18 protein-coding genes and 1 other annotated feature are annotated in these 23788 nt (G+C 42.4%); of the genes, 6 read left to right on the plus strand and 12 right to left on the minus strand.

Annotation, left to right across the window (positions count from 1 at the left end; translation table 11 throughout):
- Nucleotides 1-66: 66 nt before the first annotated feature.
- Nucleotides 67-1245, plus strand: a complete 1179-nt coding sequence (locus EDD68_RS10880) for a CDP-glycerol glycerophosphotransferase family protein (protein ID WP_132372317.1) — start codon at nucleotides 67-69, stop codon at nucleotides 1243-1245.
- A 17-nt stretch (nucleotides 1246-1262) separates the two neighbouring features.
- Here EDD68_RS10880 and EDD68_RS10885 read toward each other — a convergent pair whose 3' ends face one another.
- Nucleotides 1263-2204 (minus strand): LCP family glycopolymer transferase, encoded by a 942-nt coding sequence (locus EDD68_RS10885; protein ID WP_132372318.1) that lies wholly within the window; start codon nucleotides 2202-2204, stop codon nucleotides 1263-1265.
- A gap of 165 nt (nucleotides 2205-2369) precedes the next feature.
- Nucleotides 2370-3638: a tyrosine--tRNA ligase gene (tyrS, locus tag EDD68_RS10890; RefSeq protein ID WP_132372319.1), complete on the minus strand. Its 1269-nt coding sequence runs from the start codon at nucleotides 3636-3638 to the stop codon at nucleotides 2370-2372.
- Nucleotides 3639-3741: 103 nt separating this feature from the next.
- Nucleotides 3742-3944, minus strand: a binding site (T-box leader).
- A gap of 140 nt (nucleotides 3945-4084) precedes the next feature.
- Here tyrS and EDD68_RS10895 point away from each other — a divergent pair.
- From EDD68_RS10895 to EDD68_RS10915, 4 genes are all read left to right on the plus strand, one after another.
- The gene (locus tag EDD68_RS10895; RefSeq protein WP_132372320.1) at nucleotides 4085-7090 is read left to right on the plus strand and encodes a transglycosylase domain-containing protein; all 3006 of its coding nucleotides are present in this window, start codon (nucleotides 4085-4087) and stop codon (nucleotides 7088-7090) included.
- A 640-nt stretch (nucleotides 7091-7730) separates the two neighbouring features.
- Nucleotides 7731-8369 carry a GNAT family N-acetyltransferase gene (locus EDD68_RS10905; RefSeq protein WP_132372322.1) on the plus strand — a complete coding sequence of 213 codons (639 nt, stop codon included), beginning with the start codon at nucleotides 7731-7733 and terminating at the stop codon, nucleotides 8367-8369.
- Nucleotides 8370-8380: 11 nt separating this feature from the next.
- The gene (locus EDD68_RS10910) at nucleotides 8381-9028 is read left to right on the plus strand and encodes an acetoin utilization AcuB family protein (RefSeq protein ID WP_132372323.1); all 648 of its coding nucleotides are present in this window, start codon (nucleotides 8381-8383) and stop codon (nucleotides 9026-9028) included.
- Nucleotides 8998-10197, plus strand: a complete 1200-nt coding sequence (locus EDD68_RS10915) for an acetoin utilization protein AcuC (RefSeq protein ID WP_279388258.1) — start codon at nucleotides 8998-9000, stop codon at nucleotides 10195-10197. The genes EDD68_RS10910 and EDD68_RS10915 overlap by 31 nt, the downstream gene beginning before the upstream one ends.
- A 171-nt stretch (nucleotides 10198-10368) precedes the next feature.
- On the opposite strand, the gene motS is transcribed toward EDD68_RS10915, so the two are convergent.
- The 4 genes from motS to EDD68_RS10935 form a co-directional block, all read right to left on the minus strand.
- Complete coding sequence (gene motS / locus EDD68_RS10920) at nucleotides 10369-11175, minus strand: flagellar motor protein MotS (protein WP_132372324.1); 807 nt, start codon at nucleotides 11173-11175, stop codon at nucleotides 10369-10371.
- A complete protein-coding gene (gene motP, locus EDD68_RS10925; protein ID WP_132372325.1) occupies nucleotides 11165-11989 on the minus strand; it encodes a flagellar motor protein MotP in 825 nt (274 codons plus the stop codon). Before motP ends, motS begins: the two co-directional genes overlap by 11 nt.
- 53 nt (nucleotides 11990-12042) lie before the next feature.
- Nucleotides 12043-13041, minus strand: a complete 999-nt coding sequence (gene ccpA / locus EDD68_RS10930) for a catabolite control protein A (protein WP_132372326.1) — start codon at nucleotides 13039-13041, stop codon at nucleotides 12043-12045.
- Nucleotides 13042-13428: 387 nt separating this feature from the next.
- Nucleotides 13429-14508, minus strand: coding sequence for a bifunctional 3-deoxy-7-phosphoheptulonate synthase/chorismate mutase (locus EDD68_RS10935; protein ID WP_132372327.1), 1080 nt, complete (start codon nucleotides 14506-14508; stop codon nucleotides 13429-13431).
- A gap of 118 nt (nucleotides 14509-14626) precedes the next feature.
- Here EDD68_RS10935 and EDD68_RS10940 point away from each other — a divergent pair, with 118 nt between their 5' ends.
- Nucleotides 14627-16819, plus strand: coding sequence for a cell division protein FtsA (locus tag EDD68_RS10940; protein WP_341540278.1), 2193 nt, complete (start codon nucleotides 14627-14629; stop codon nucleotides 16817-16819).
- A gap of 56 nt (nucleotides 16820-16875) precedes the next feature.
- Here EDD68_RS10940 and ytxJ read toward each other — a convergent pair whose 3' ends face one another.
- From ytxJ to EDD68_RS10970, 6 genes are all read right to left on the minus strand, one after another.
- Nucleotides 16876-17202, minus strand: a complete 327-nt coding sequence (gene ytxJ / locus EDD68_RS10945) for a bacillithiol system redox-active protein YtxJ (protein WP_132372328.1) — start codon at nucleotides 17200-17202, stop codon at nucleotides 16876-16878.
- A gap of 92 nt (nucleotides 17203-17294) precedes the next feature.
- The gene (locus tag EDD68_RS10950; protein WP_132372329.1) at nucleotides 17295-17741 is read right to left on the minus strand and encodes a YtxH domain-containing protein; all 447 of its coding nucleotides are present in this window, start codon (nucleotides 17739-17741) and stop codon (nucleotides 17295-17297) included.
- Between the two features lie 2 nt (nucleotides 17742-17743).
- Nucleotides 17744-18175, minus strand: a complete 432-nt coding sequence (locus tag EDD68_RS10955; protein ID WP_132372330.1) for a DUF948 domain-containing protein — start codon at nucleotides 18173-18175, stop codon at nucleotides 17744-17746.
- Between the two features lie 438 nt (nucleotides 18176-18613).
- Complete coding sequence (murC, locus tag EDD68_RS10960) at nucleotides 18614-19927, minus strand: UDP-N-acetylmuramate--L-alanine ligase (protein WP_132372331.1); 1314 nt, start codon at nucleotides 19925-19927, stop codon at nucleotides 18614-18616.
- A 317-nt stretch (nucleotides 19928-20244) separates the two neighbouring features.
- A complete protein-coding gene (locus tag EDD68_RS10965) occupies nucleotides 20245-21360 on the minus strand; it encodes a nicotinate phosphoribosyltransferase (protein ID WP_132372332.1) in 1116 nt (371 codons plus the stop codon).
- Nucleotides 21361-21570: 210 nt separating this feature from the next.
- A complete protein-coding gene (locus tag EDD68_RS10970) occupies nucleotides 21571-23520 on the minus strand; it encodes a TRAP transporter permease (protein ID WP_132372333.1) in 1950 nt (649 codons plus the stop codon).
- Between the last annotated feature and the right edge of the window lie 268 nt (nucleotides 23521-23788).

Raw genomic sequence — 23788 nt, forward strand, 5'->3', positions numbered from 1 at the left:
ATTTCTTTCAATTGGTAGATTTGATATGATTACGGTAGCTAACATTTCAAATTAAAAAGGTGAACCATGATTAGAGAACTGTTTGTTTTTGCTTACCTAACCTATGTCAAAATCTTTTTTTCTTTATTCAGCCTGTTTCCGCAAAAAAAGAAGACGGTGTTTGTCTCTTCTTTTGGAGATAATGTGATGTTTGTTTTCGAGAAGGTCATCAATCTGGCAGATGATCAGATCGTTATTCTGCAGGTCCCAGGGACAAAAGGGACCTTCACGCCAGACGCCCGGACAAAAGTGCTTTATTTTGATATGTTCCGCAGGCCCTTAACGTTTCTCAGGGGTATATATCATCTGGCAACCTGCCGGGTGGTTTTTATTGATAACTATTACGGATTTTTAGCCGCTACGCCTTTCGGGGAAAACGTCATCTGCGTTCAATTGTGGCATGCGAATGGTGCTGTCAAGCGGTTCGGGTTAAAAGATCCGTCCATTCACTTCCGGAGCCGCCGGGCTTATAAGCGTTTCAAAAGTGTGTATAGCCGTTTCCATCGGATTGTGGCTGGCTCGGAGAAGATGGCAAAAATTTTTCAACAGGCATTTGATGTAAATGATGATGTGATTCTGCGGACCGGGGTCCCAAGAACGGATCTTTTTTTTGATGATGAAAAAAAGGAGGAAATGGTCCATAGGCTAAGACAGCAGTATCCATTAATCAAAGGAAAGCAAGTCATCTTATACGCTCCTACATTTCGGGATTCACAGCTGAAAAACTATTCTATTCAACTCAACATCAAAAAATTGTATGAAGCATTACATGATCAATATGCTTTACTGCTTCGGCTTCATCCAGCTGTCATGAATCAATATGAGAATAACTACCCCGACTTTGTCATCGATGGATCGGAATATCCGGATGTAAACCATTTATTGCTGATTGCGGATTATTTAATTACCGATTATTCTTCGATTCCTTTTGAATTTTCTCTGCTTGGGAAACCGATGATTTTTTATGCTTATGACCTGGAAGATTATGCAGAAACCCGCGGATTCTGGGAGGATTATGAAACCTTTGTTCCAGGTCCGATAGCGAAAAATACCGATGAATTAATCCATTTGTTGAAACATCATTCTTTTGATCCGGCCGTCATCCAGAAATTTTCAAAGGAATGGAACGAATATAACGATGGACATGCGAGTGAAAAGCTGGTTCTGGCCATATATAATCAAGAAGAAAAGAGTGCCGGCAACTGATGTTCCGGCACTCCTGTTTATTGTTCATTCATATGCTGTTCGAGGAGCGTTCTGATTCGGTTAACTTCCTCATCGCTTACGATATAATACCAGACCCCATCCATCATCTTTCCTGTACCTTGAATTTCTTCCCGAATCGTTTCTTTTCTCGTCCCGCGATAATTGAAAAAGATCTTGCGCATTTCATCGATTTGAACATTGGTTTCTACATTGGAACCAATAACATCCAGCATTTCTGTCACTCTCGTAAAGGATTCAAACGATACAGCCTCATCGATCATTGCATCAATAATTTGCTGCTGGCGAGTATTTCGGCCAAGATCACCCCTGGGATCCTGTTTTCGCATCCGGGAGTAGATCAAAGCTTCTTCTCCGCTCAGCGTAATTTCACCTTCAGGAAAGTCATAACCTCCATGGGAAAACGCCATGTCGTTATAAACGGTGACACCTCCGATTGCATCTACCCCTTCGATCAACCCTTCCATGTTCACTTTTCCATAAAAGTGGACTGTTGTATCCAGAAAATCCTCAACTGTCTGGACGGATAACTCTGATCCGCCAAACGCATATGCATGGTTGATTTTATCCATGCCGCGGCCCGGGATGTTCACATACGTATCACGGGGAATGTTAAACATCAACATTTTATTGGTATCGGGGTTTAAAGACAGGAACACCATCGTATCGGATCTCCCCCGGTCTCCTTCGCGCTCATCCACACCGAGCAACAGCACATTAATGGTATCTTTATTTTTAAAGCGATTTTCGATGTCGGCTTTCTTTTCTGTATCAGATTCAAGAGGTGCATACATCGTTTCAACGGTATCTTCCAGCTTGTTATATAGATGAACGAAATAAGCCAGTCCTCCAAGCAGTAGCACACCAATAATCGCCAGCACAATTTTACGTTTTTTCTTCTTTCCTTTTTTCTGTTTTCGTGCTTCTTTTCTGCTAGCCATAACATTTTTCCTTTCAATTAGCAAATTTTGATAATACTAGAGATTATTATACAACAATCTAGAAAAATGTTATATAAAAATTAGATTACAATCCTGTAAGAGTGCAACGTAAAAAGGCAGATCAAGGTCAACCATAAAACCTGAATCCGCCTTTTTTATCCTTCGTTATTCAAATCGAATTAAGAAGTATTTTTTCTTTCCACGGCGAATAATGGTAAATTTACCGTCAATTTTATCGCTTTTACCTACGACATACGTTAAATCCTGCTGCCGTTCTCCGTTAATGTAAATGGCACCGTTTTGAATATCTTCCCTCGCCTGGCGTTTTGAGGAAGAAATCTTTCCTTCCACTAACAGATCGATTAACCCTTTTTCCTTTTCTGATACAGTATGGGAAGGAACATCTTTGAATCCCTGTTCAATTTCTTCGCCATTTAAGGATTTAATGTCTCCACTGAATAGGGCAGCAGATATTTTTTGGGCCTGCTTCAGGGCATCTTCTCCGTGCACCATGCGGGTTACTTCTTCTGCCAGGCGCTTCTGTGCCAGGCGTTTTTCCGGCCTGGTTTCAACTTCTTTTTCCAGCTCCTTTATTTCATCGTGATCCAGAAAAGTGAAGTATTTAATAAATTTGATCACGTCACGGTCATCAGCATTGATCCAGAACTGATAAAATTCGTAAGGGGTCGTTTTTTCAGGGTCAAGCCAGATGGCACCGCCGGCGGTTTTGCCGAACTTGGTTCCATCCGCCTTTGTAATGAGCGGAACGGTTAATCCAAAGGCTTTTGTCCGTTCACCTTCTTCAGAATTTCTACGAATCAGTTCAAGACCTGCCGTGATGTTGCCCCACTGATCACTGCCGCCAACCTGTAACGTGCAATTTTTTTCTTTATACAGTTTCATGAAATCAAGGGACTGGAGAATCATGTAGCTGAACTCGGTGTAAGATATTCCGCCTTCAATTCGGGATTCAACCGATTCTTTGGCCAGCATGTAGTTGACACTGAAATGTTTTCCGATATCCCTTAAAAATTCAATGATGGTCATATCAGAAAGCCAGTCATAGTTGTTCGCAATGACCGCACCAGTCTTTTCATCATCAAAATCCAGCAACTTCTCCAGCTGTGACTTAATTTTAGCGCTCCACTCCTGAACTACATGGGCTTCATTAAGCTGACGTTCAGAATTTCTGCCGCTTGGATCTCCTATGAGCCCGGTGCCTCCACCAACAAGAGCAATTGGACGGTGGCCAGCCTGCTGAAATCTTTTCAGCAGCATAATTGGAAGTAAATTTCCGACATGAAGACTGTCGGCTGTTGGATCAAATCCACAGTACAGTGTTACGGTTTCCTTTTCAAGATGATCCTTTAATCCTTCTTCGTCAGTGATCTGGTTGACTAATCCCCGTTCCTTCAAATCCTGCAATAAATCCATAGGGTACCCTCCTAAACGTAGATTTTTTTAATTCCGCAAAAGTACTAGAAATTTTCGAAATCAATCATCTGAAAATAAAAAAACTCGTCCCCTATACGATTGTATAAGGGGCGAGATATTCCCGCGGTACCACCCTTGTTGCAGTTTCCTGCCGCTTCATTTTATAACGGTTTTCCCCGTCTTCTGCCTGTTGCAGAAGATTGCTCCAAGACGTAATTCACAATCTGCTTTGTGCTGACTTGCACCGGCCGTCAGCTCTCTGGGAACAGGGAACAGATTGCTACTTCATCTCTTCTTTGCAACTTTGTCCATATGATGTTGTTATACATAAATACCATATTTTTGTTTAAAAAGCAATAGAGAGCCAGAACAAGTATGCAGAATCATGTTCTGCTTAATATAGTTTATGTTATAATGTATGATGGAATTTTAGGAGGTATTTGGCGATGGCTAACAAACGTTCAGAAAAAAAACATAAATGGCTCGAAAAATCGCTTGAACTCTGGAACCAGGGCCGTATACAAAAATATGTTCGAATGTCTTACGACGTCACCTGGAATGTGATTTTATTTTTCTTAATTATCGGACTCATCGGAATCTTTTTTGCCGGTGGTGTCGGGGCCGGTTATTTTGCATCCCTTGTGAAGGATGAGCCAATCCGGAGTCAGGCGGAAATGAAGAAACAAATTTATAATTACGAAGAAACAACCCTTGTATATTTTGACGACAATAAGTATCTGGGAAAACTGAGTTCTGATATTTATCGAGAGGAAGTCACTATTCAACAAGTATCTAAGCATCTGCTCAATGCCATCATAGCAACTGAGGACGAATACTTTTATGAACATCAGGGAGTTGTGCCTAAAGCTATTTTGCGGGCATTGTTCCAGGAAGTAACGAACTCATCTACGAAGTCAGGCGGAAGTACACTGACCCAGCAGCTTATTAAAAACCAGATTTTGACCAATGAGGTTTCCTTTGAACGAAAAGCTAAGGAAATTTTGCTGGCCCTGCGCCTTGAAAAGTTTTTTGACAAAGACGAAATACTAGAAGCCTATTTAAATGTCGTCCCTTTTGGAAGAGATTCTTCAGGACGGAACATCGCAGGTGTACAATCCGCAGCACAGGGCATTTTTGGGGTGGATGCAAAGGATTTAAATCTTCCACAGGCGGCATTTATTGCCGGACTGCCGCAAAGCCCCTTCTATTACACACCTTTTAAAAACAGCGGCGAATTAAAAAGTCAGGAAGGAATCGAACCAGGGCTCAGACGGATGAAAATTGTGCTGGAGCGGATGTATGAAACAGGCATGATTACGAAAGAAGAATATGAAAATGCCTTGAATTATGACATTACGAAAGATTTCTCAGAGCCAACCCCTCTGCCGGTTCACCAATACCCTTACCTCACCTTTGAAATTGAGGAAAGGGCCCGAGAAATATTAGCAGGCATCCTGGCAGAAAAAGATGGGTATACAAAGGAAGATCTTGAAACAAATGATGAACTGCGGGATCAGTACATGATTATTGCAGATCGGGATTTGCGTCAGAACGGATATAAGATTCACACGACCATTGATAAAGAAATTTACGATGAATTTCAGAAAATCGCTAAAGAATATGACCAATACAAACCTACGCATACCATCATAGAAGTAGATCCTGAAACAGGAGAACGCCAGCCAAAGGAACTTCCAGTACAGGCAGGGGCAATTTTAATTGAAAATAGTACCGGAAAAATCATTGCCTTTGTTGGTGGACGGGACTTTGAATCCAATGAACTGAATCATGCAACCTATACCATGCGTCCAAACGGAAGTACCATGAAACCCCTTTTAGACTATGCACCGGCATTTGAAATGGGCGTTTATCAGCCGGGTACGCCAATACCAGACGTTAAGTTCAATTATTACGGCTGGACACCAAGTAACTACGTTGAATATAGGGAATACGGGCTGACCAGTGCCCGTGAAGCTCTGGCCAAGTCCCATAACATCTCCGCCGCCAGGGTGTATCTGGATATTTTACACGAGCGGCCTGCAGAATATTTAAAACAAATGGGCTTTACATCTTTGACGGAAGGGGATATGGAGAACGCTTCTATGTCCATCGGCGGTCTTACAGAAGGTGTTACCGTTGAAGAAAATGTCAACGCCTATGTCACCTTTGCCAATTACGGGAAGTTTATGGATGCTTATATGATTGAAAAAATTGAGAGTAAAGACGGTGAGGTCGTTTACCAGCATGAAACCGAGCCTGTGGAGGTCTTTTCTCCCCAGACATCCTATTTAGTCCTGGATATGATGCGGGATGTGCTGGAATACGGAACAGCAACCTATGCCAATTATGTCCTGAATCATAAGAATGTGGACTGGGCCGGAAAAACAGGTACCTCTCAGGAATTGATGGATACCTGGTTTGTGGCCACCAACCCCAATGTCACCATCGGCAGCTGGATGGGGTATGATACCTATGATGCGAATGGGGACGGCAAAGCAGATCCCGGAACCATTAACTTAAAATGTCATTCATGTGAACTCAGTTATAGCAACCGTAATATCAGATTCTGGGGTCTGCTTGTCAATGCAGCATCTGAAATCCGTCCGGATCTGATGATTCCAGATGAAAGGTTTAAAAATCCTGGCGGCATTGTACGAACAAGTATATGTGAAGTGTCAGGACTGCTAGCGAGTGAAGCCTGTCAGGAAGCTGGCCTTGTGAAATCAGAAATATTCAATGCAAAATATGCTCCCACCAAAAGAGACTATAGTTTAATAAAAGGAAATTATGTGACAATTGATGATCAAATATATGCTGCCCTTGATCAAACTCCAGAAGAATTTACCGAAGAAGGATTTTTCTTGAATCCGGACTATATAAAAGATCAGGAATGGGATAAACTGGACAATTTAGAGAAATTGATTCCGGATCGTCCAGGATGGGACAAAATCAAAATTCCCGAAACAAACGATTTTCCAAATGATAAAAAAGCACCCTCTGCCCCGAGAAGTGTGAAAATCAATAAAAATCAATTGGTCTGGAAAAAACCAAAGGAAAAAGACGTCATCGGGTATCGGATTTATCAGAGTGACCAGGAAGAACAGAAAGGACAACTGATTGGGAATACAACTGAATTGAAATTTTCCTTGCCGACAAAACATAAAATGTACTACGTGACAGCAGTGGACTACTTTGGACAGGAATCTTCCCCTTCAAAGGCAGTCATTTATGGCGAACTGCCGCCTGAGGATCCATGTGAAGACGGGAACAGAGATGATGAGTTGTGTAATGAAGAAGAGCCGCCCGCAGATCATGATGATCCTGCAGAAGGAGATGAAGGTTCTGAAAATGGCGGAAACGACACACCTGTCGATGGCGGCGGTAGTGATGAGGAAAATAACAATAATCAGGATGGAGATCCCAAAGAAGAAGAATCTGATGAAAATCCTTAATCATTGACTGGTAAATCCAACCAGCGATTTTTCAATCCTTTCATGAAAGACTGGGGTAAAACGGCAAATGAACGATCCGAACGATATTCAATCGTCAGAATGTCGTTCGGATATGTTTATGCACAGTCAACGTGCTTCGCTGTTCGCCAGGTTCCCGAGGCCAACCATTCTTCTTTCTTTCGGGATTTTCATCCTGTACTATTCCCGCTGGAGTCTACGAATGTTAACTACGTGAATTGTTCCTAAACCATTGTGGTTTATCTTTTCCACCGCTCATTCCTTTTTGGCCCCAGCCTGATAGGCTTTCTTATCATCATTACCGTATGGGTTTCAACCATTCGCAAAACATTATACCAATCCTTCCCGACTCATTCCACAGGTAATCGCTCTCCTCCTGAGCATTCGTTCCATCCCGCGGGGATGCTGGAACGACTCTGGGAAATCTGCTTCAGCCCCCGGGTGATTGCATTACATCTTTGGACGATCAGTACCGGTTTTTGGGTCACTGCCGGATCCCTCCCCGGCCATCCATCAAACATAACAAAATTTTCATATTTATTTTCAGCATCATCGTTTAAAATCACGAATCTTCTTGTATAATTGGTATTAACTGATGTCTTCATAAACAGGTGGTGCAGGAATGAAACATCCAAAAACCTATCATTCCACTGAAATACAAACTGAAAATGAAACCATTTTCATTCACGGTCCCTTAAGTTCCGAAGAGCTTTCAACATATGACTTCCATGAAGGGCTGGATGCCTTTCGTCCTCCAAAGAAACAGTTCGAGGCCATCCAACAAATCGCTGAATTTGAGGAAGGCCGTATCAATGTGGCAAGTGTGAACCAGCAAATTGTAGGCTATGTGACCTTTTTATATCCGGATCCCCTTGAAAGATGGTCCACATTCCAGATGGAGGATTTGCTGGAACTGGGGGCTATCGAAGTTGCTCCTGATTACAGGGGACATAAAGTAGGATCAACGCTCCTTAACATGTCTATGATGGATGAGGCAATGGAAAACTATATTATCATCACAACGGAATATTACTGGCACTGGGATTTAAAAGGCACTGGCTTAAATGTCTGGCAGTATCGTGAGATCATGCAGAAAATGATGGCTGCCGGGGGGCTAGAGCCATATGCAACTGATGATCCCGAAATTGTTTCCCATCCCGCTAATTGCCTGCTTGCCCGAATTGGGAAAAATGTACCACAGGAATCCATTGACAAGTTTCATGAATTGCGCTTTCTCGGCAGAAAAAGGAATCGATATTAGGAGGGAAGCACATGTTAGTAGAAGAAGTAATGACGAGGGAAGTGGTTACCCTTCCCCCTACTGCTACAATTGAAAACGCTTTAAAATTATTAAGTAAGCACCGAATCAGACACATCCCAATCGTAGATGATAACCATCACGTCATCGGCATTGTTTCAGACCGGGATGTCAGGGATGCCAGCCCGTCCATTTTTGAAAATGATCCTGACCCAGAAGAGTTTAAAAAAGAAATCCAGAACATCATGTCCACACCAGTGATTACGGTCCATCCCCTTGATTTCATTGAAGAAGTAGCTGCTATTTTCTATGAAAATGAAATTGCCTGTGTCCCAGTCACCAAGGAAAACAAGCTGGTCGGAATTGTGACCGAGAAAGATGTACTGTACACGCTGATTCAACTGACCGGGGTCCACGTCCAGAGTTCCCAGATCGAAATAAAAGTGAAAAACAAAGTCGGAGTCCTCCCCGCGGTTACAAATATTATTGCCAAACATAAGATTAACATCTGTTCCGTTCTTGTTTATCCTGATCCCGAAGACGATGATTACAAAATATTAGTTTTCCGAATACAAACGATGAATCCGCTTCCAGTTATTCAGGAACTAAAAGACGAAGGATATGAGGTATTATGGCCAAATATGCCGGGGATTACAAAATGAATTGTACATCCGCATTCGTTTATTCTGAACAGTTTACGAACTATCGATTTCATGATGAACACCCCTTTAACCAAAAACGGGTGGTGCTGACTTACGAGTTATTGAAAGAGTCAGGGGCCTTAAACAATAATCAGGTTCTTCCACCTCGCCTTGCAACCGATGATGAAATCAAACTGGTACATGATGGTGCTTATATTGAAGCCGTGAAAAAAGCAGGTGAAGGCAAATTATCGGAAAGCAAAGCCGCAGAATATGGTCTGGGTACAGAAGATACCCCTGTTTTCAAAAATATGCATGAAGCCTCTGCATGGATGGTGGGAGGTTCCCTGCAGGCCGTCGATGCCGTTTTAGAAGGAAAAGTTCAGCATGCTTTAAATCTTGGAGGGGGACTTCACCACGGGTTTAAACGAAAAGCTTCTGGATTTTGCATTTATAATGATGGAGCCATTGCGATTGAATATATCCGCCAAAAATATGGTTTTCGGGTACTGTATGTAGATACTGACGCCCATCATGGAGATGGAGTACAGTGGGCATTTTATGATGACCCGAATGTATGCACCCTCTCCATTCATGAAACAGGGCGTTACCTATTTCCGGGTACCGGGAATGTCAATGAGCGCGGACAGAAAGAAGGATACGGCTATTCTTTTAATATTCCGATTGATGCATTTACTGAAGATGAGTCATTTATTGAGGTATATAAGACGGCATTAACAGAAGTAATGGAATACTTCAAACCGGATGTCATCGTAACTCAGAACGGCGTAGATGCTCATTATTTCGATCCCCTTACCCATCTGTATGGAACGATGAACCTATATGAATGTATTCCAAAACTGGCCCATGAACTCGCCCATACATATTGCGATGGAAGATGGATTGCTCTTGGAGGAGGAGGATATGACATCTGGCGGGTTGTTCCAAGAGCCTGGTCACAACTGTGGAAAATTATGACGACCAACACTCCCTTTTCAGGCCCATTGCCGGAAAGATGGCTCAAAAAGTGGAAGGATGAAGCCCCGGTTCCTCTACCTGAAACATGGGAAGATATTGAACCATTATATAAAGCAATCCCAAGAAAAATGGAAATTACGGAAAAAAATAAACAGAACCTTGACAAAGCTATGCAATGGATCCGAAATCAAAAAAATACACCCTATTCATAAATATTGCGGGGCATCCACCGATGTACCCGGATAATCGGGAGGAGCTGTAATGCTAAAAGGAACCAGAATCGATTCCCATTTCCCATTAAGGCAGTCAGCGCAATGACCTGGAAACCACCAACCTTTCACTAGAAAGCGGACGTCCACCAAAATAGGGGACGCCCGCCTTTTTTAAGGATTAACGACTTGTTCAGGTTCTAAAATAACAATTTCCACCCTGCGGTTTTTTCGCCAGTTTTCAGGAGAATTATTCTCAGCAACTGGTCTTGTATCGCCGTATCCGACGGCCTGGAAACGGGTTGGATCCAGTTTTTCTTCTGCTTCCAGAAGATAACGAATCACACTGCTGGCTCTCGCACCTGATAACTCCCAGTTTGAAGGGTAGCGATATGTATTGATTGGCCGGCTGTCTGTATGTCCCTCTACCCTTACATGATTTGGAATGTTTTCAAGCAGTTTGCTTACTTTATTTAAAAATGGTTTTCCTTCATCGATGATTTCAGCCTGTCCGGTCTCAAAAAGCACCTTTTCCTGAAGCGTCAAAACCACACCCCGGTCGGTTCGTACGGCCGTAATAACATGATGTAGGTTCTCATCGGTCAAAAATTGATTGATTTCTGTTATCAGTTCATTTAGAGAATCTTCTTCTTGCTCGCCTTCGCCTGCCCCTTCACCATTCCCCTGCCCACGGTCTTCTGTATAGTCATTCGAGGGGGTGGAAATATCATCAAAAGTTCCTTCATCCCTGATGTCTGTCGTTTTTTCTGATGGGTTTTCCATCGGTACAACGGATGGATAAAAATCAAAAATGACTCTTTCCCGATAAGACTCCGCTACCGCAGTAAATTTTTCAGCATCGATCTGGGACATTGAAAAAAGCAATATAAAAAACACAAGAATCAGTGTCATTAAATCCGAATACGTAACCATCCATCCCGGTGCGTTGTTTTGCTCTTTCTTTTTCTTCTTAAGACTCATTGATGGTCTCTCCCACAAATTCGTCTTCTAACTTCGCTTCTTCGCTTTCCCTGTCTTTATCTGACAGGAACGCACTTAATTTTTCTTCCAGTATTTTCGGGTTCTGACCGGATTGTACCCCGATAATGCCTTCTATAACAATCTGTTTCATAAATACTTCCTGCTCTGTTTTATTTTCAAGCTTAGAGGCCATTGGAAGGAAAACAAGATTTGCCAGTACAGTCCCGTAAAAAGTTGTTAAAAGGGCAACTGCCATGCTCGGACCCAGGGTTTCTGGCTGGGTTAAATTATTCAGCATTAATACCAGCCCAATCAGGGTACCAATCATTCCCCATGCCGGAGCATATTGGCCGGCCTTCTCAAGAATAGCCCGTCCCCTTTGATGCCGTTCTTCCATGGCAGTTATTTCTGCATTCATGATATCATTGATGACTTCCGGTTCGATTCCATCGACTGCAAGCAGTACACCCTTTTTAATAAAAGGGTCATCCACTTCTTCCACTACATTTTCCAGGGCGAGCAATCCTTCCCGTCTCGCTGTTTCCGACAGTCGAATAAATAAATGAATTAAATCCCGCAAATTGTGATCATTTTTTCGGAAAGCTTCTTTGAACACCCTTCCTAGCAGTTTCACCTCATCCAGGTTAAAATTGATTAAGAGTGCCGCAGTAAGTCCTCCGAGAACAATGATGATAGAAGATAACTGTATAAAAAGGACCGCGCCGCCCCATCCTCCATTTGCATAAATACCAACCAGAATCATTGTGCTTCCAATAAAGATGCCTAATGGTGTTAAAATATCACTCCGCTTCATCGTCTCTCTCCCTAACATCAGACTTTTATCTACATTTTATATCGGATGCTCCTTCACTTTGTTGAGTTTCTTTCGACAATTCGATGTGGAAGAATGACGTTTTGTTCGGTCACTTCTTCATGATTCATGTACTTTGTTAAAAGACGCATGGAAACAGCCCCAATATCATACATAGGCTGAACAACCGTTGTCAGTGTAGGGCGGATCATGGTGGCAAGCTTCGTATTGTCAAATCCAAACACTTCAATATCACCTGGCACCTGCAGTCCTCTGTCCTGAATGCCGTGAACAACCCCGAGAGCCATTTCATCGGAAGCAGCAAAAATCGCAGTAGGAGGCTCTTTTAGTTTTAACAGATATTCCGCAGCGTCCAGCCCAGACTGATACGTATAGTCCCCTTTGACCAGGAGTTCTTCGTCAAACGAAATGCCCGCTTCATTTAATGCCTTCCTGTAACCGACAATTTTTTCATCGTTAATAACGGTATCAAGGGGGCCGGACACAATGGCTATTCGTTTATTTCCATGTTTTAATAAAAGCTGAACCGCTTCATAGGAAGCTTGTTCATAGTCAATATTTACCGATGGAATTTCGCTCGTTTCATCAACGGTTGCAGCCAGTACGACTGGAACCGGAGCACTCTTAAATTCTTTAATATGGTCTTCTGTAATCGTTCCTCCCATAAAAACGATTCCATCCACCTGTTTGCCTAACATGGTATTAATCAGATGAATTTCTTTATTTTTGTTCTGATCCGAATTGCTTAAAATAATATTGTATTTATACATGGTAGCAATATCTTCAATTCCCCTGGCCAATTCCGCAAAAAAGACGCTCGATATATCGGGAATAATCACTCCAACCGTAGTTGTCTTTTTGCTCGCCAGTCCTCTTGCTACTGCATTCGGACGATAACCCAGTTTTTCAATCGCATCAAGGACCTTTTTTCTCGTTGACGGTTTTACATTTGGGTTGCCATTGACAACCCTTGAAACCGTAGCCATTGACACATTTGCTTCACGAGCCACATCATATATGGTTACACTGTTCATTTCCATCATCCTCCTTTAATGCATCCGATTGTACCCGATGTATATATCTGTTATCATACGACAAACTTTTTAAGCAGGCAACGTTCAGACAACAAAGTCTTCAGTTTTATTATATACTATCATTTTTTCAGACACCCTTCGTCCCGGTTCATTTCACTTAATCTTCACATTCACCGGTACTTCATCAACATCTTTCCATATTCATTAACCGGATTGCTAAATTCTTTCCAGTGAAGATTATTCTTATTGCCAGGAAATCAATTGAAATAAAAATCACCATCCGTTGTTTCATATCCTTCTGAAACGGATGGTGATTGGAGAAAACATTATCCTAAATATGATTCGGCATACGAATGAAAAAATCTCTTTTCTGCTAACTGTTCTTCATTATAACGTTCTTTCTACGAGAGCTGATTGTTTCAGTTCGCTCATGAATGTTTCAAACATCGGAATATCCATTTGCTGAGCCGAATCGGATAACGCAACAGCCGGATCCGGATGAACTTCAGCCATCACCCCGTCAGCGCCAATGGCAATAGCCGCCTTTGCTGCAGGAAGAAGCAAATCTCTTCTGCCTGTTGAATGGGTAACATCAACAAGTACGGGGAGATGGGTTTCCTGTTTTAAAATGGGTACAGCCGAAATGTCAAGAGTATTTCTTGTCGCTTTTTCATAGGTGCGAATTCCCCGTTCGCAGAGCATAATCTTGCCGTTTCCTCGGGACATGATATACTCAGCAGCATTGATGAACTCCGAAATGGTCGCTGCAAGTCCGCGTTTTAGAAGGACAGGCTTGTCGACTGAACCAGCCGCCTTTAATAATTCAAAGTTTTGCATATTTCGTGCGCCAATTTGGATGACATCAATATAGTCAAGAGCCTTTTCAATATCAGCAGGATTTACAATTTCACTTACTACTGCAAGATCGTATTCATCAGCAACCTGTTTCAAAATTTTTAAGCCTTCCATGCCAAGTCCCTGAAAGTCATAGGGTGATGTTCGGGGCTTAAAGGCTCCTCCCCGCAAAAGCTTCACACCCTGTTTTTGGACTGCCTCTGCAACCTCCGCTACCTGTTCATAGCTTTCAACCGCACACGGACCCATCACAAAGTGGGGATGGCCGTCGCCGATTTTCTCTCCATTAATTTCAATAACCGTATCTTCAGGCTTTTTCTTTCTGGAGACGAGTAAGGCTTTCCTGTGATCATCTTCCTGCAGTTCCAGGCCTGCTTTAAAAATCTCTTTAAATAAATGTTCGATCGTAGAGTATTCAAACGGCCCTTCATGATGGCTTAAAAGATGATTCAGCATATTTCGTTCCCGGACAGGGTCAAACCGTTTCATCCCCTGTTTTTCTTTAATCTGGCCAATCTTTTTCACCAGACGGCCCCTCTTGTTAATTAATTCTAGCAGCTCCACATTCACCTCATCTAGCTCTTTTCTCAGCTTTTCTAGCTCATTGCTCATATACATCCTCCCCAACTCTTTATTTTATTAACATTAAAAATATGATAAATTTTTAATTAATTAGAGATTATTATATAGGAATGAATGTGAAATGTCACCACGTTTTGGATGATAATATTTGGATATTAAGGAAAGGACCGAAGCCATTATGAATGAAAAGATTTTTGCACTGGATATTGGTACACGATCAGTAGTTGGTATTATTTTAGAAAAAAACGGGGACCAATTTCAAGTGAAAGATTTAATCGCTCTAGAACACAAGGAACGTTCCATGCTCGATGGCCAGATTCATGATGTATTGTCTGTCGCCGGTGTTATCAAAGAAGTAAAGGAGAAGCTTGAGGAGAAACACGGATCGTTAAAAAAAGTTTGTGTTGCTGCTGCGGGGCGGGCCCTGAAAACTCAGCAGACAAAATCAGTCAAGTCCATCGAAAATCAGCCGATGATGGGAGAAGAGGATATTTTACACCTTGAACTGTCCGCAGTGCAAAAAGCTCAATATGAACTGGCAAGAAGTGAAGAAGAAGAGGACAGTACAAGCTATTATTGTGTAGGTTACTCCGTTCTCCATTACCACCTCGACGGGGAAGAAATCGGCTCTTTAATTGATCAGCAGGGCAAAGAGGCTTCTGTTGAAATTATAGCCACTTTTCTTCCGAAAATTGTAGTAGAATCGTTAATTTCTGCCCTCCAGCGGGCTGATCTGGAAATGGATGCTCTGACACTGGAACCGATTGCAGCTATTCATGTCCTGATTCCTAAATCGATGAGAAGGCTAAATGTAGCCCTTGTAGATATCGGAGCAGGAACAAGTGATATTGCCATCACCAACTATGGAACAGTAACAGCTTACGGCATGGTTCCAGTCGCAGGGGATGAAATAACAGAAGCGTTGAGTGATCAATATTTACTTGATTTTCCGAAAGCTGAGGAAGTAAAACGGAAATTATCTCCATCTGAAACGGTAAAAATGGTGGATATATTGGGATTCGAAACCGAGCTTTCCTACAATGAAGTTGTTGAAAGCATCGCACCAGCCATCGACAAACTGGCCAGATCCATCTGTGAGGAAATATTAAGGCTGAACCTAAAAACACCTCAGGCTGTGATGCTTGTTGGGGGAGGAAGTTTAACTCCGGAGTTGACCAAGAAAATAGCAGACATGCTGGAACTTCCGGCAAACCGGGTAGCCGTCAGGGGGACGGAAGCGATCCAGAACCTGCAGAAATCCGATATTGTACCCGAAGGTCCAGCCTTTGTCACCCCGATTGGAATCGCTATTGCCGCAAAAGAAAACCCGGTTCATTATATAAGCGTACATGTCAATGAACGTACGATCAGACTGTTTGATCTGAAACAACTAACAGTAGGAGACTGTCTCTTGTCAGCAGGTATAGAAATAAATAAATTGTATGGAAAACCCGGCATGGCCTTTACAATTACTTTAAATGAAAAGCATATGACCATTCCAGGTACATTCGGCACACCTCCGAAAATATTATTAAATGGGGAAGAAGCCTCCCTGAAGGACCCCATCGAACATGGACAGCATATTCAGGTTGAAAGAGGAAGAGATGGGCATTCACCAGAAATTAGCATTGAAGAGTTGGTTGGTGAAGTTCCGTCATTAAACGTCATCTTGAACGGGAAAACCCACCGGGTTGATTCACAAATTTTTGTAAACGGCCATCTAGCTGAAAAGCACGATATGATTCAGGACAGGGACCGAATTCAAATCAAATCACCAGGCACCATTCGTCATTTTCTGGAGATGACAGACCATACCCATTACATAAAGGATCACAAACCTTTTACCCTTTATGTCAATCAGAACAAAGTAAAATTGAATGCCCAGGTGGTATCGATCACCCTTAATGGCAGGGATGCACAACTCAATGACCCGATTAAACACAATGATCAATTAAACATTCACACATGTACATCCGTTCCATTAAAAGATGTTCTGACTTTCCTTGAGATGGACATAAGTGAAAAAATCCCTGTCATGTTCGAATCAGAAGAAATTGTCTTAACGAAACCAAAGATATCCGTATTTCGCGACGGTACGAAGCTTGATGAAAATGATCCGGTTTTTCCCGGGGACCAGCTATTCACAAAAGAGCATGATGCGGAACCCTTTATTTTTCAGGATATTTTTCGATATATCGACCTGAATCTAACCGATATGAATGGAAAACGATTTAAACTATTCATTAATGGAGAGGAAGGCGGATTCTCAGACCAGATTGCTCCCGGTGATGAATTAAAAATTGTCTGGCAGGATTCGGTAACGATGAAAGACAAAAGCTGATCAAGCATCCCAAGGTCAGGGCATTTCTTCAATATACCCTGACCTTTTCCAACCGTTTATATGCTCAGTGCTTTTTGCAGTGAAGCACTGGTGATTTTCCGGTGGGATGCGTGCCAGATGACCTTTCCCTTGCTAAACAATAGTGCCTGGGGGGACTCATGCTTTACCCGAAATTGCTGCTCAATTTCCCTGGATAAAGCTCTGGCTTCCTGGACCGGAAGAATAAAAAAAGGGATGTTACTGTTGTTGCTCACAGCATGGAAATGTTTTTTTGCCCCTGCACTGACTGGACATATCAGACTATGCTTAAGAAGTAAAAATTTGGAGTATTCGTTCAGGATCTTCTGAAACTCTTCCGAGGTTCTCACAACACCTAAAGCCATATACACATCCTCCATTATGTGGTTTTTCTAACATGCAAAAAGCTGCTGATCTAAATGTAGCATGATCAACAGCCAATCTGAAATCCCCTGCTCTATTCCTCTTCTCTGGTCATACGTTTTATGTTTCTCTCGGCTTCTTTTCTTTCCAGTTCTTCAGCCGCCTCCTCAATGGCTTCCGCAATATCCTTAGCCTTTTCCATAGATTCTTCGACCGTCTGATGTCTCAGATCCTGAACTTTTTCCTGAAGCTGTTGTTTTTTCTGCTTAACCCGTTCCCCAATTTCTGTTACCGTCTGGCCAAGTTCAGAAGATTTCTCTCTCGCTGCCTCCCGCCATTCATTTCCCTTTTCATAGGCGCGTCCCCGCCACTCATCTGCCCGGTCACGGACATAATGGGCGCCCTCATTCAGATCTCTCCGCAATTCTCTTCCTGATTTCGGCGCAAACAAAAGGGCCACAGATGCCCCGACAATTCCCCCGATCAACGTGCCCAGCAGAAAATCTTTACTGTTGAGGTTTTGTTCCTGTTTATCCGTCATACTTATACCTCCTGATCATGTTTATTTTTTACATATTTATACTTTTTCCATAGACCCAGCGCAACCTCACCAAACTGCATGGCCTGCGCTGCTTTATCTGCATTTTTTTGTGCTCCTTTCACAATTTCTCTGGAGACCGACTGCAGGGATTGATTAAATTCCTGAATGGTATCCCCTATTTCTTTTACACGATCAACGAATGTATTTAATATTTGGGATTTTTCATGTATATCATCTGCCAGCTTATTGGTTTTGTTTAACAATGATGTTGTTTCAACGGTTATTCCTTCCATTTGCCTGGTGAGATTTTCAAGCGTGTTTGAAACATTGTCAAGTGTTCTCTGTGTCGACCTTAACAGCCTTATGACGAAAAAAACAAATACAACGATAGCCAGTGCTACAATGAATACTGAAATATACAACAGATTTTCCATGTTCCCTGATCATCTCCTTATTATGTATTTATTTATTAATCTATACCTCCATCTGGAATTCGTCAAACCCTTTTGGGAAATAAACCAATCCTCGAACAAGTTTCTCTATTTTACCTGATCGTATGATTAGTTTGATCGGAACAACATATATATATGACAGAAATTAAAGAATCATGTGCAAATTCCCTATAAATAAGCGGGTTGAAGAATAACCATGTTTGTTTAAAGGAAAGAGGCTGGGAAAAAAACAAATATCCGAACTCATTCAGGTGCTGCCTGAATATCGTTCGGATATTACATGACCTTATGAAGTTTTGTCCCATTTAATCTTTTATCCTATAGCTAAAAGTCCCCTTTGCCTCAGTAATCACATGAAAAAGGTTCACAAGGAAAGCTGGGACCTGTCATCCTTACCTTTGCAGGTTTGCCAGGTAATCTTTATTCTCTTGCCGTATTTACAGGCAATTTTTCATAGGCTTCCTGGTACTTTTGAATATCTCCGGCTCCCATAAAGATCAGAACCGCTTGATCGTGTTCCTTCAAAACTTCTGTATGATCCAGATCAAGTACCTCGGCTCCCTCGATTTTTCCTTTCAGATCATCAATCGTCAACATCCCGGTTTGTTCCCTGGCAGAGCCAAAAATCTCACACAAGTACACCTGGTCTGCTTCCTTGAGGCTGTCGGCAAACTCTTGAAGAAATGTTTTGGTACGTGTATAAGTATGGGGCTGGAAAATACCGACAATTTTCTTATCTGGATATTTTTTTCTGGCTGCTTCTATAGTAGCCCGTATTTCCCTCGGATGGTGGGCATAATCATCAATAAGAATCTGGCCGTGACTCCACGGTTTCTCTGTAAAACGCCTTTTTACTCCCTGAAAGGATTTCATTTCCTTGACGTATTCCGGATCAATCTCTTCGTAATGGCATAACGCAATGACAGCCAGAGCGTTCAGTACGTTATGTGTGCCAAATGAAGGAATTTCAACGGTTTCATAAAAGGTACTTCTTATAAACACATCAAATTCAGTTCCATTCTCCGTCTCACGAATATTTTTTGCCTGAAAATCATTCCCGTCTGAAAGGCCGTAGAAGAGAACCGGAACCTTGGCCTGAATCTGCTGGAGGTGCTCATCATCACCGCAGGCAATAATTCCTTTGTTGACCTGCATAGCCATCTGCTGAAAAGCCTCAAAAACATCATCGATACTGGTAAAATAGTCCGGATGATCAAAGTCAATATTAGTCATAATGGCATAATCGGGCTCATATGCAAGAAAATGTCTTCGGTATTCACATGCCTCAAAAACAAAATACTTGCTGTCTTTTTGTCCGTGTCCTGTTCCGTCTCCAATTAAATAGGATGTTGGAGCTGCCTTTTTTAAAACATGGGATAATAATCCGGTCGTTGAGGTTTTTCCGTGGGCACCTGTAACCGCAATGCTGGTAAACTGCTTGATCCAGTTTCCAAGAAACTCATGATAGCGATAATATGGCAGTCCCAATTGTTTCGCTTTTTGTATTTCTTCATGCTCATCGGAAAAAGCATTCCCCGCAATAATCGTGAGGCCTTCCCGAATATTATCTTCTGAAAAAGGCATGATTTGAATTCCTTTATCCTCTAAAGCTTTCTGAGTAAAAAAACGCTTTTCAACATCCGACCCCTGAACACGTTCCCCGGAATCATGGAGAATTTGCGCAAGGGCACTCATTCCCGTTCCTTTTATACCAATAAAGTGGTATGTTGTCATAAATCAAGAACCCCCACAAACTGTCATTCTTATTGTTAGTATATGTATCCGTTTACCTGTTTGTTGCTAATCCCTATCTTCCATGAACCGCTGTCAAATTGACCATCATCTGCAAACAGCGATCACAATGGTTTTCGTGCTTAAACGAAGACACCTCAATATATTATAACAAATTTTAAAATCAGGGTGAATGTTCCTTGAATCAATAGAAACATTTAAAATTTTCCAACATTCCAGGACCAAATGAAAACCCTTGCCGGGACAACATACAGCAAGGGTATTTTCAAAAGATATCTCTGTTCAGGAAATCCTAAAGCTTAATTCTCCTGTGGCATATATTCCACTTTTTCCAGGCGTGGGTTTGGACGGTACTTTCGGCCTTTTTTGGCCTCGTGTTCTCCATTTAACAGGACATTGTCGCCGGTAAATCCGATGTGAATCTTTAACAGACTGCTGCCGACCCCATACATATCTACCGGGACGTTTTGTTCTTCAAACTCACGGATTCGTTTTTCATTAAATCCACCGCTGACTACGATTTTTACATGGTGATACCCCTCATCATCTAAAGCTCTGCGGAGTGCAAAAATAAGTTCCGGATTGGCTCCTCTTGGATCAAAGGTTCCCATCACATCCGGGTTACGAAAAAAATATTGATCAACCAGCGTGCGGGATGTATCGATTCGTACCCCTTTAAGGGTTTCCCCGAATTCCCGGGCAACTTTTAGGGAATCCGTAATGACATCATTATTATAGTCCACGAGGGCAACAAGATCATCTCCAGGGAACATTTCATGGTAGGCTCTCGCTGCAGCTACCACATCTCCCCTGAACATTTGGATCAGGGCATGAGGCATCGTCCCCATTCCTTCTTTTCCCCACCATTCATTCATTGCATGGGTAGCCTGTGCCGTGGAGCCCCCAATAAAAGCTGCATAACCATCTCCAGCCTGCTGAGTAAAATGATCATCCCGATCCCCCATAAAAATCACAGGTTTCTGCTTTCCTGATGTTCTGGCTGCTTTCACCACATTGTACACATTTGTAGCAACAGATGTTCTTCTCGCCAGAATACCATCGATGATTCCTTCAAGATAACCGAAGTTTTGATATGGCCCAGTTATGGTCAACACCGTTTCATACGGGCTGATTTTATCCCCGTCTTTTAGGGAATGAATGTCGAGTTCTTCCGGACGATCAGCAAAAGTATGGATCAGGGCAATCGCCTCATCGGTACCGCACAGAACCGCATGCTTTTTCTGAAAAAATTGCATCGTTACCATGTTATCACTTAATTTTTCTTTGACGATTTCCCTGGTTTTTAAAAAATAAACAGCTGAAAACCAGCCATCCTTTACCCGTTTGTCGAATTTAAAGGTTTTATTGGTCAGTCGCTTGATCTTCCCCTGCATCTTTAATTCGAATTCTTTCATTTTTTTATCCCTCTTTTGTATTTTTCTAAAAGAAAGAAAAAACATAATGCTATAACTATCTTAATCATATCAGCCCCTCAATACAAGGAAAAGTTGGATTTTTATCGATCACTCCATTTCCGTTTTGGTCAGTGTTTTCTTGAATATTTAAAAAAATACCCCTGCCATCCGTGCGGACAGCAAGGGATTTGCCTGACAAGGAAAAGAATGTTATGCCTGAACGGCCTCGTTCTCTTTTTTAAAGAAACGCTGGAATACATAAACACCGATGACGAGAGCCAGACCGCCGATGGCATACCATGTGTTCGGATAAACAAGGAGTACACCGGCAACGATCAAAAGAATTCGCTCAACTATATTCGTGTTCTTACTTAAATAACCCATTAATGCTGCACTAATGGCTCCCATTCCCAGCATAGCTGTGATAAAAATGGGGGCAACTGTCATGAACGTCGCTCCATCCTGCAATAACAACTTTGGCTGGGCAACAAATATATATGGAATGATAAAGGCGGCAATGGCCAATTGAAAGGCCTTCACTCCCGATCTCATCGGATTTCCGCCGGCTATCCCTGCACCTGCATAGGCAGCAAGACAAACAGGTGGAGTAATGTCAGCCACAATTCCAAAATAAAAGACAAACATGTGTACAGCAATTACCGGTATATCAGGGAAGGCTGTTAAAATAGCAGGAGCTGCCATAGAAGCAGTAACAACATAGTTTGCTGTAGTCGGAAGACCCATTCCAAGCAGAATGGCCGCTAACATCGTAAAGAATAAAATCAGGAAAAAGTTGTTCTGGGACAGTTCAATAATCCCACCGGCTATTTTCCCACCAAGACCGGTTACTGTTACAATACCGACTACTATCCCTGCTGTTCCACAGGCTGCAATAACCGGCAATGCCGTTTTTGCCCCTTCAGCAAAGGTTTCAATCGTTTTCATGAAAGACATTCTTGTTTCCTTTCGGAATAAACTGATGACAAAAGCTGTTCCAATCGCCCACAGAGCTGCATATGTAGGAGTCCTTCCTGAAAGAAGCATCCCTACGATGACAACAAGGGGCAAAATGAGATCGATCTTTTTCAATATCCCTTTGATGGAAGGCAATTCCTTCTTTGACACACCAAGGATGCCGCGTTTTTTCGCTTCAAAGTGGACGCCAAAAAACACACCTGAAAAATACAGCAGGGCAGGAATAATGGCAATCACAATGATTTCACTGTACGGAACGCCGGTATATTCAGCCATAATAAAGGCTGCTGCACCCATAATAGGAGGCATAATTTGTCCGCCTGTCGATGCAGAAGCTTCTGCTGCAGCAGCAAATTCTGGTTTAAATCCGGCCCGTTTCATCATCGGAATGGTAAAAGACCCGGATCCAACAGTATTGGCGACAGAACTTCCTGTCACCATCCCCTGAAGGGCACTCGCTGATACAGCTGCTTTCGCCGTTCCCCCCGTAAATCTGCCTGTCAGTGCAAAGGCAAGGTCATTAAAAAATTTCCCAATATCGGTTTTGACCAAAAGGACCCCAAAAAATAAGAAAAGGTAAATGTATTGTGATGATACCTGAATAGGTATTCCAAAAATGGCATTGGTCTTAAAGAACATCTCCGTGCTCAGCTGATCCCAGGTAAACCCTTTGTGGCTGATAATCGGTATATTCTGGCCATATAAGCCGTAAAGGAGGAAGAGAGAAGCCACAATCACAATCGGCAACCCAACAGCTCTTCTTGTTGCCTCCAGTAATAAAATGATTCCAAGGGTAGCAACAATGAGATCCATTGTATTAAATCCAAGAATAATGGCTTTGGTAACAATGCGTTCATAATTAAAAACGATGTAATAGTTTGTAAACACACCCAGCAAGGCAAGCAGCACATCGTACCATGGAACTCCCGGGCGATGTACCCAATCTTTTTTGGCCGGGTAGAGCAAAAAAATCAATGCCAGTGCCGTACCAAGATGAATCGGCCCCTGAATTTGTGAAGGGTATACCCCCCGATAGGCGGTATACAAATGGAAAATGGTCAGGGCAACCCCAATGACAATAATCACCCAGTGGGCCTTTTTCAGCTTTACTCTTGTTGCAAATTCTCTGTCGTATTTGGCCAGCAGCTGTTTGGTTTCTATGTCTTTCTGTTTAGACTGGTCCATCTCATCCACCACCTTGTATTTTTTTCCTGGTGCCTGCGATCTTCACGAAAGAACAAGCTTTACCCGTTCTTTCGTCAAGAACGCTTTATCATACGGGCTGACGAGTCTTATAGCCAATGTCAGAATCATAGTTGCCCTTATCATGTTTCCTTCATACTCAGTTCATTGACCCCCGGGTTTATTTGATCTGGCAAAAAGAAAACCCGGCGAGGCCGAGCCTATACGGAAGACTGAGCCAGCAGTATAACTTGATAATGACTTCTCTATC

Source organism: Melghiribacillus thermohalophilus (assembly GCF_004342905.1).
GTDB lineage: Bacteria > Bacillota > Bacilli > Bacillales > Alkalibacillaceae > Melghiribacillus > Melghiribacillus thermohalophilus.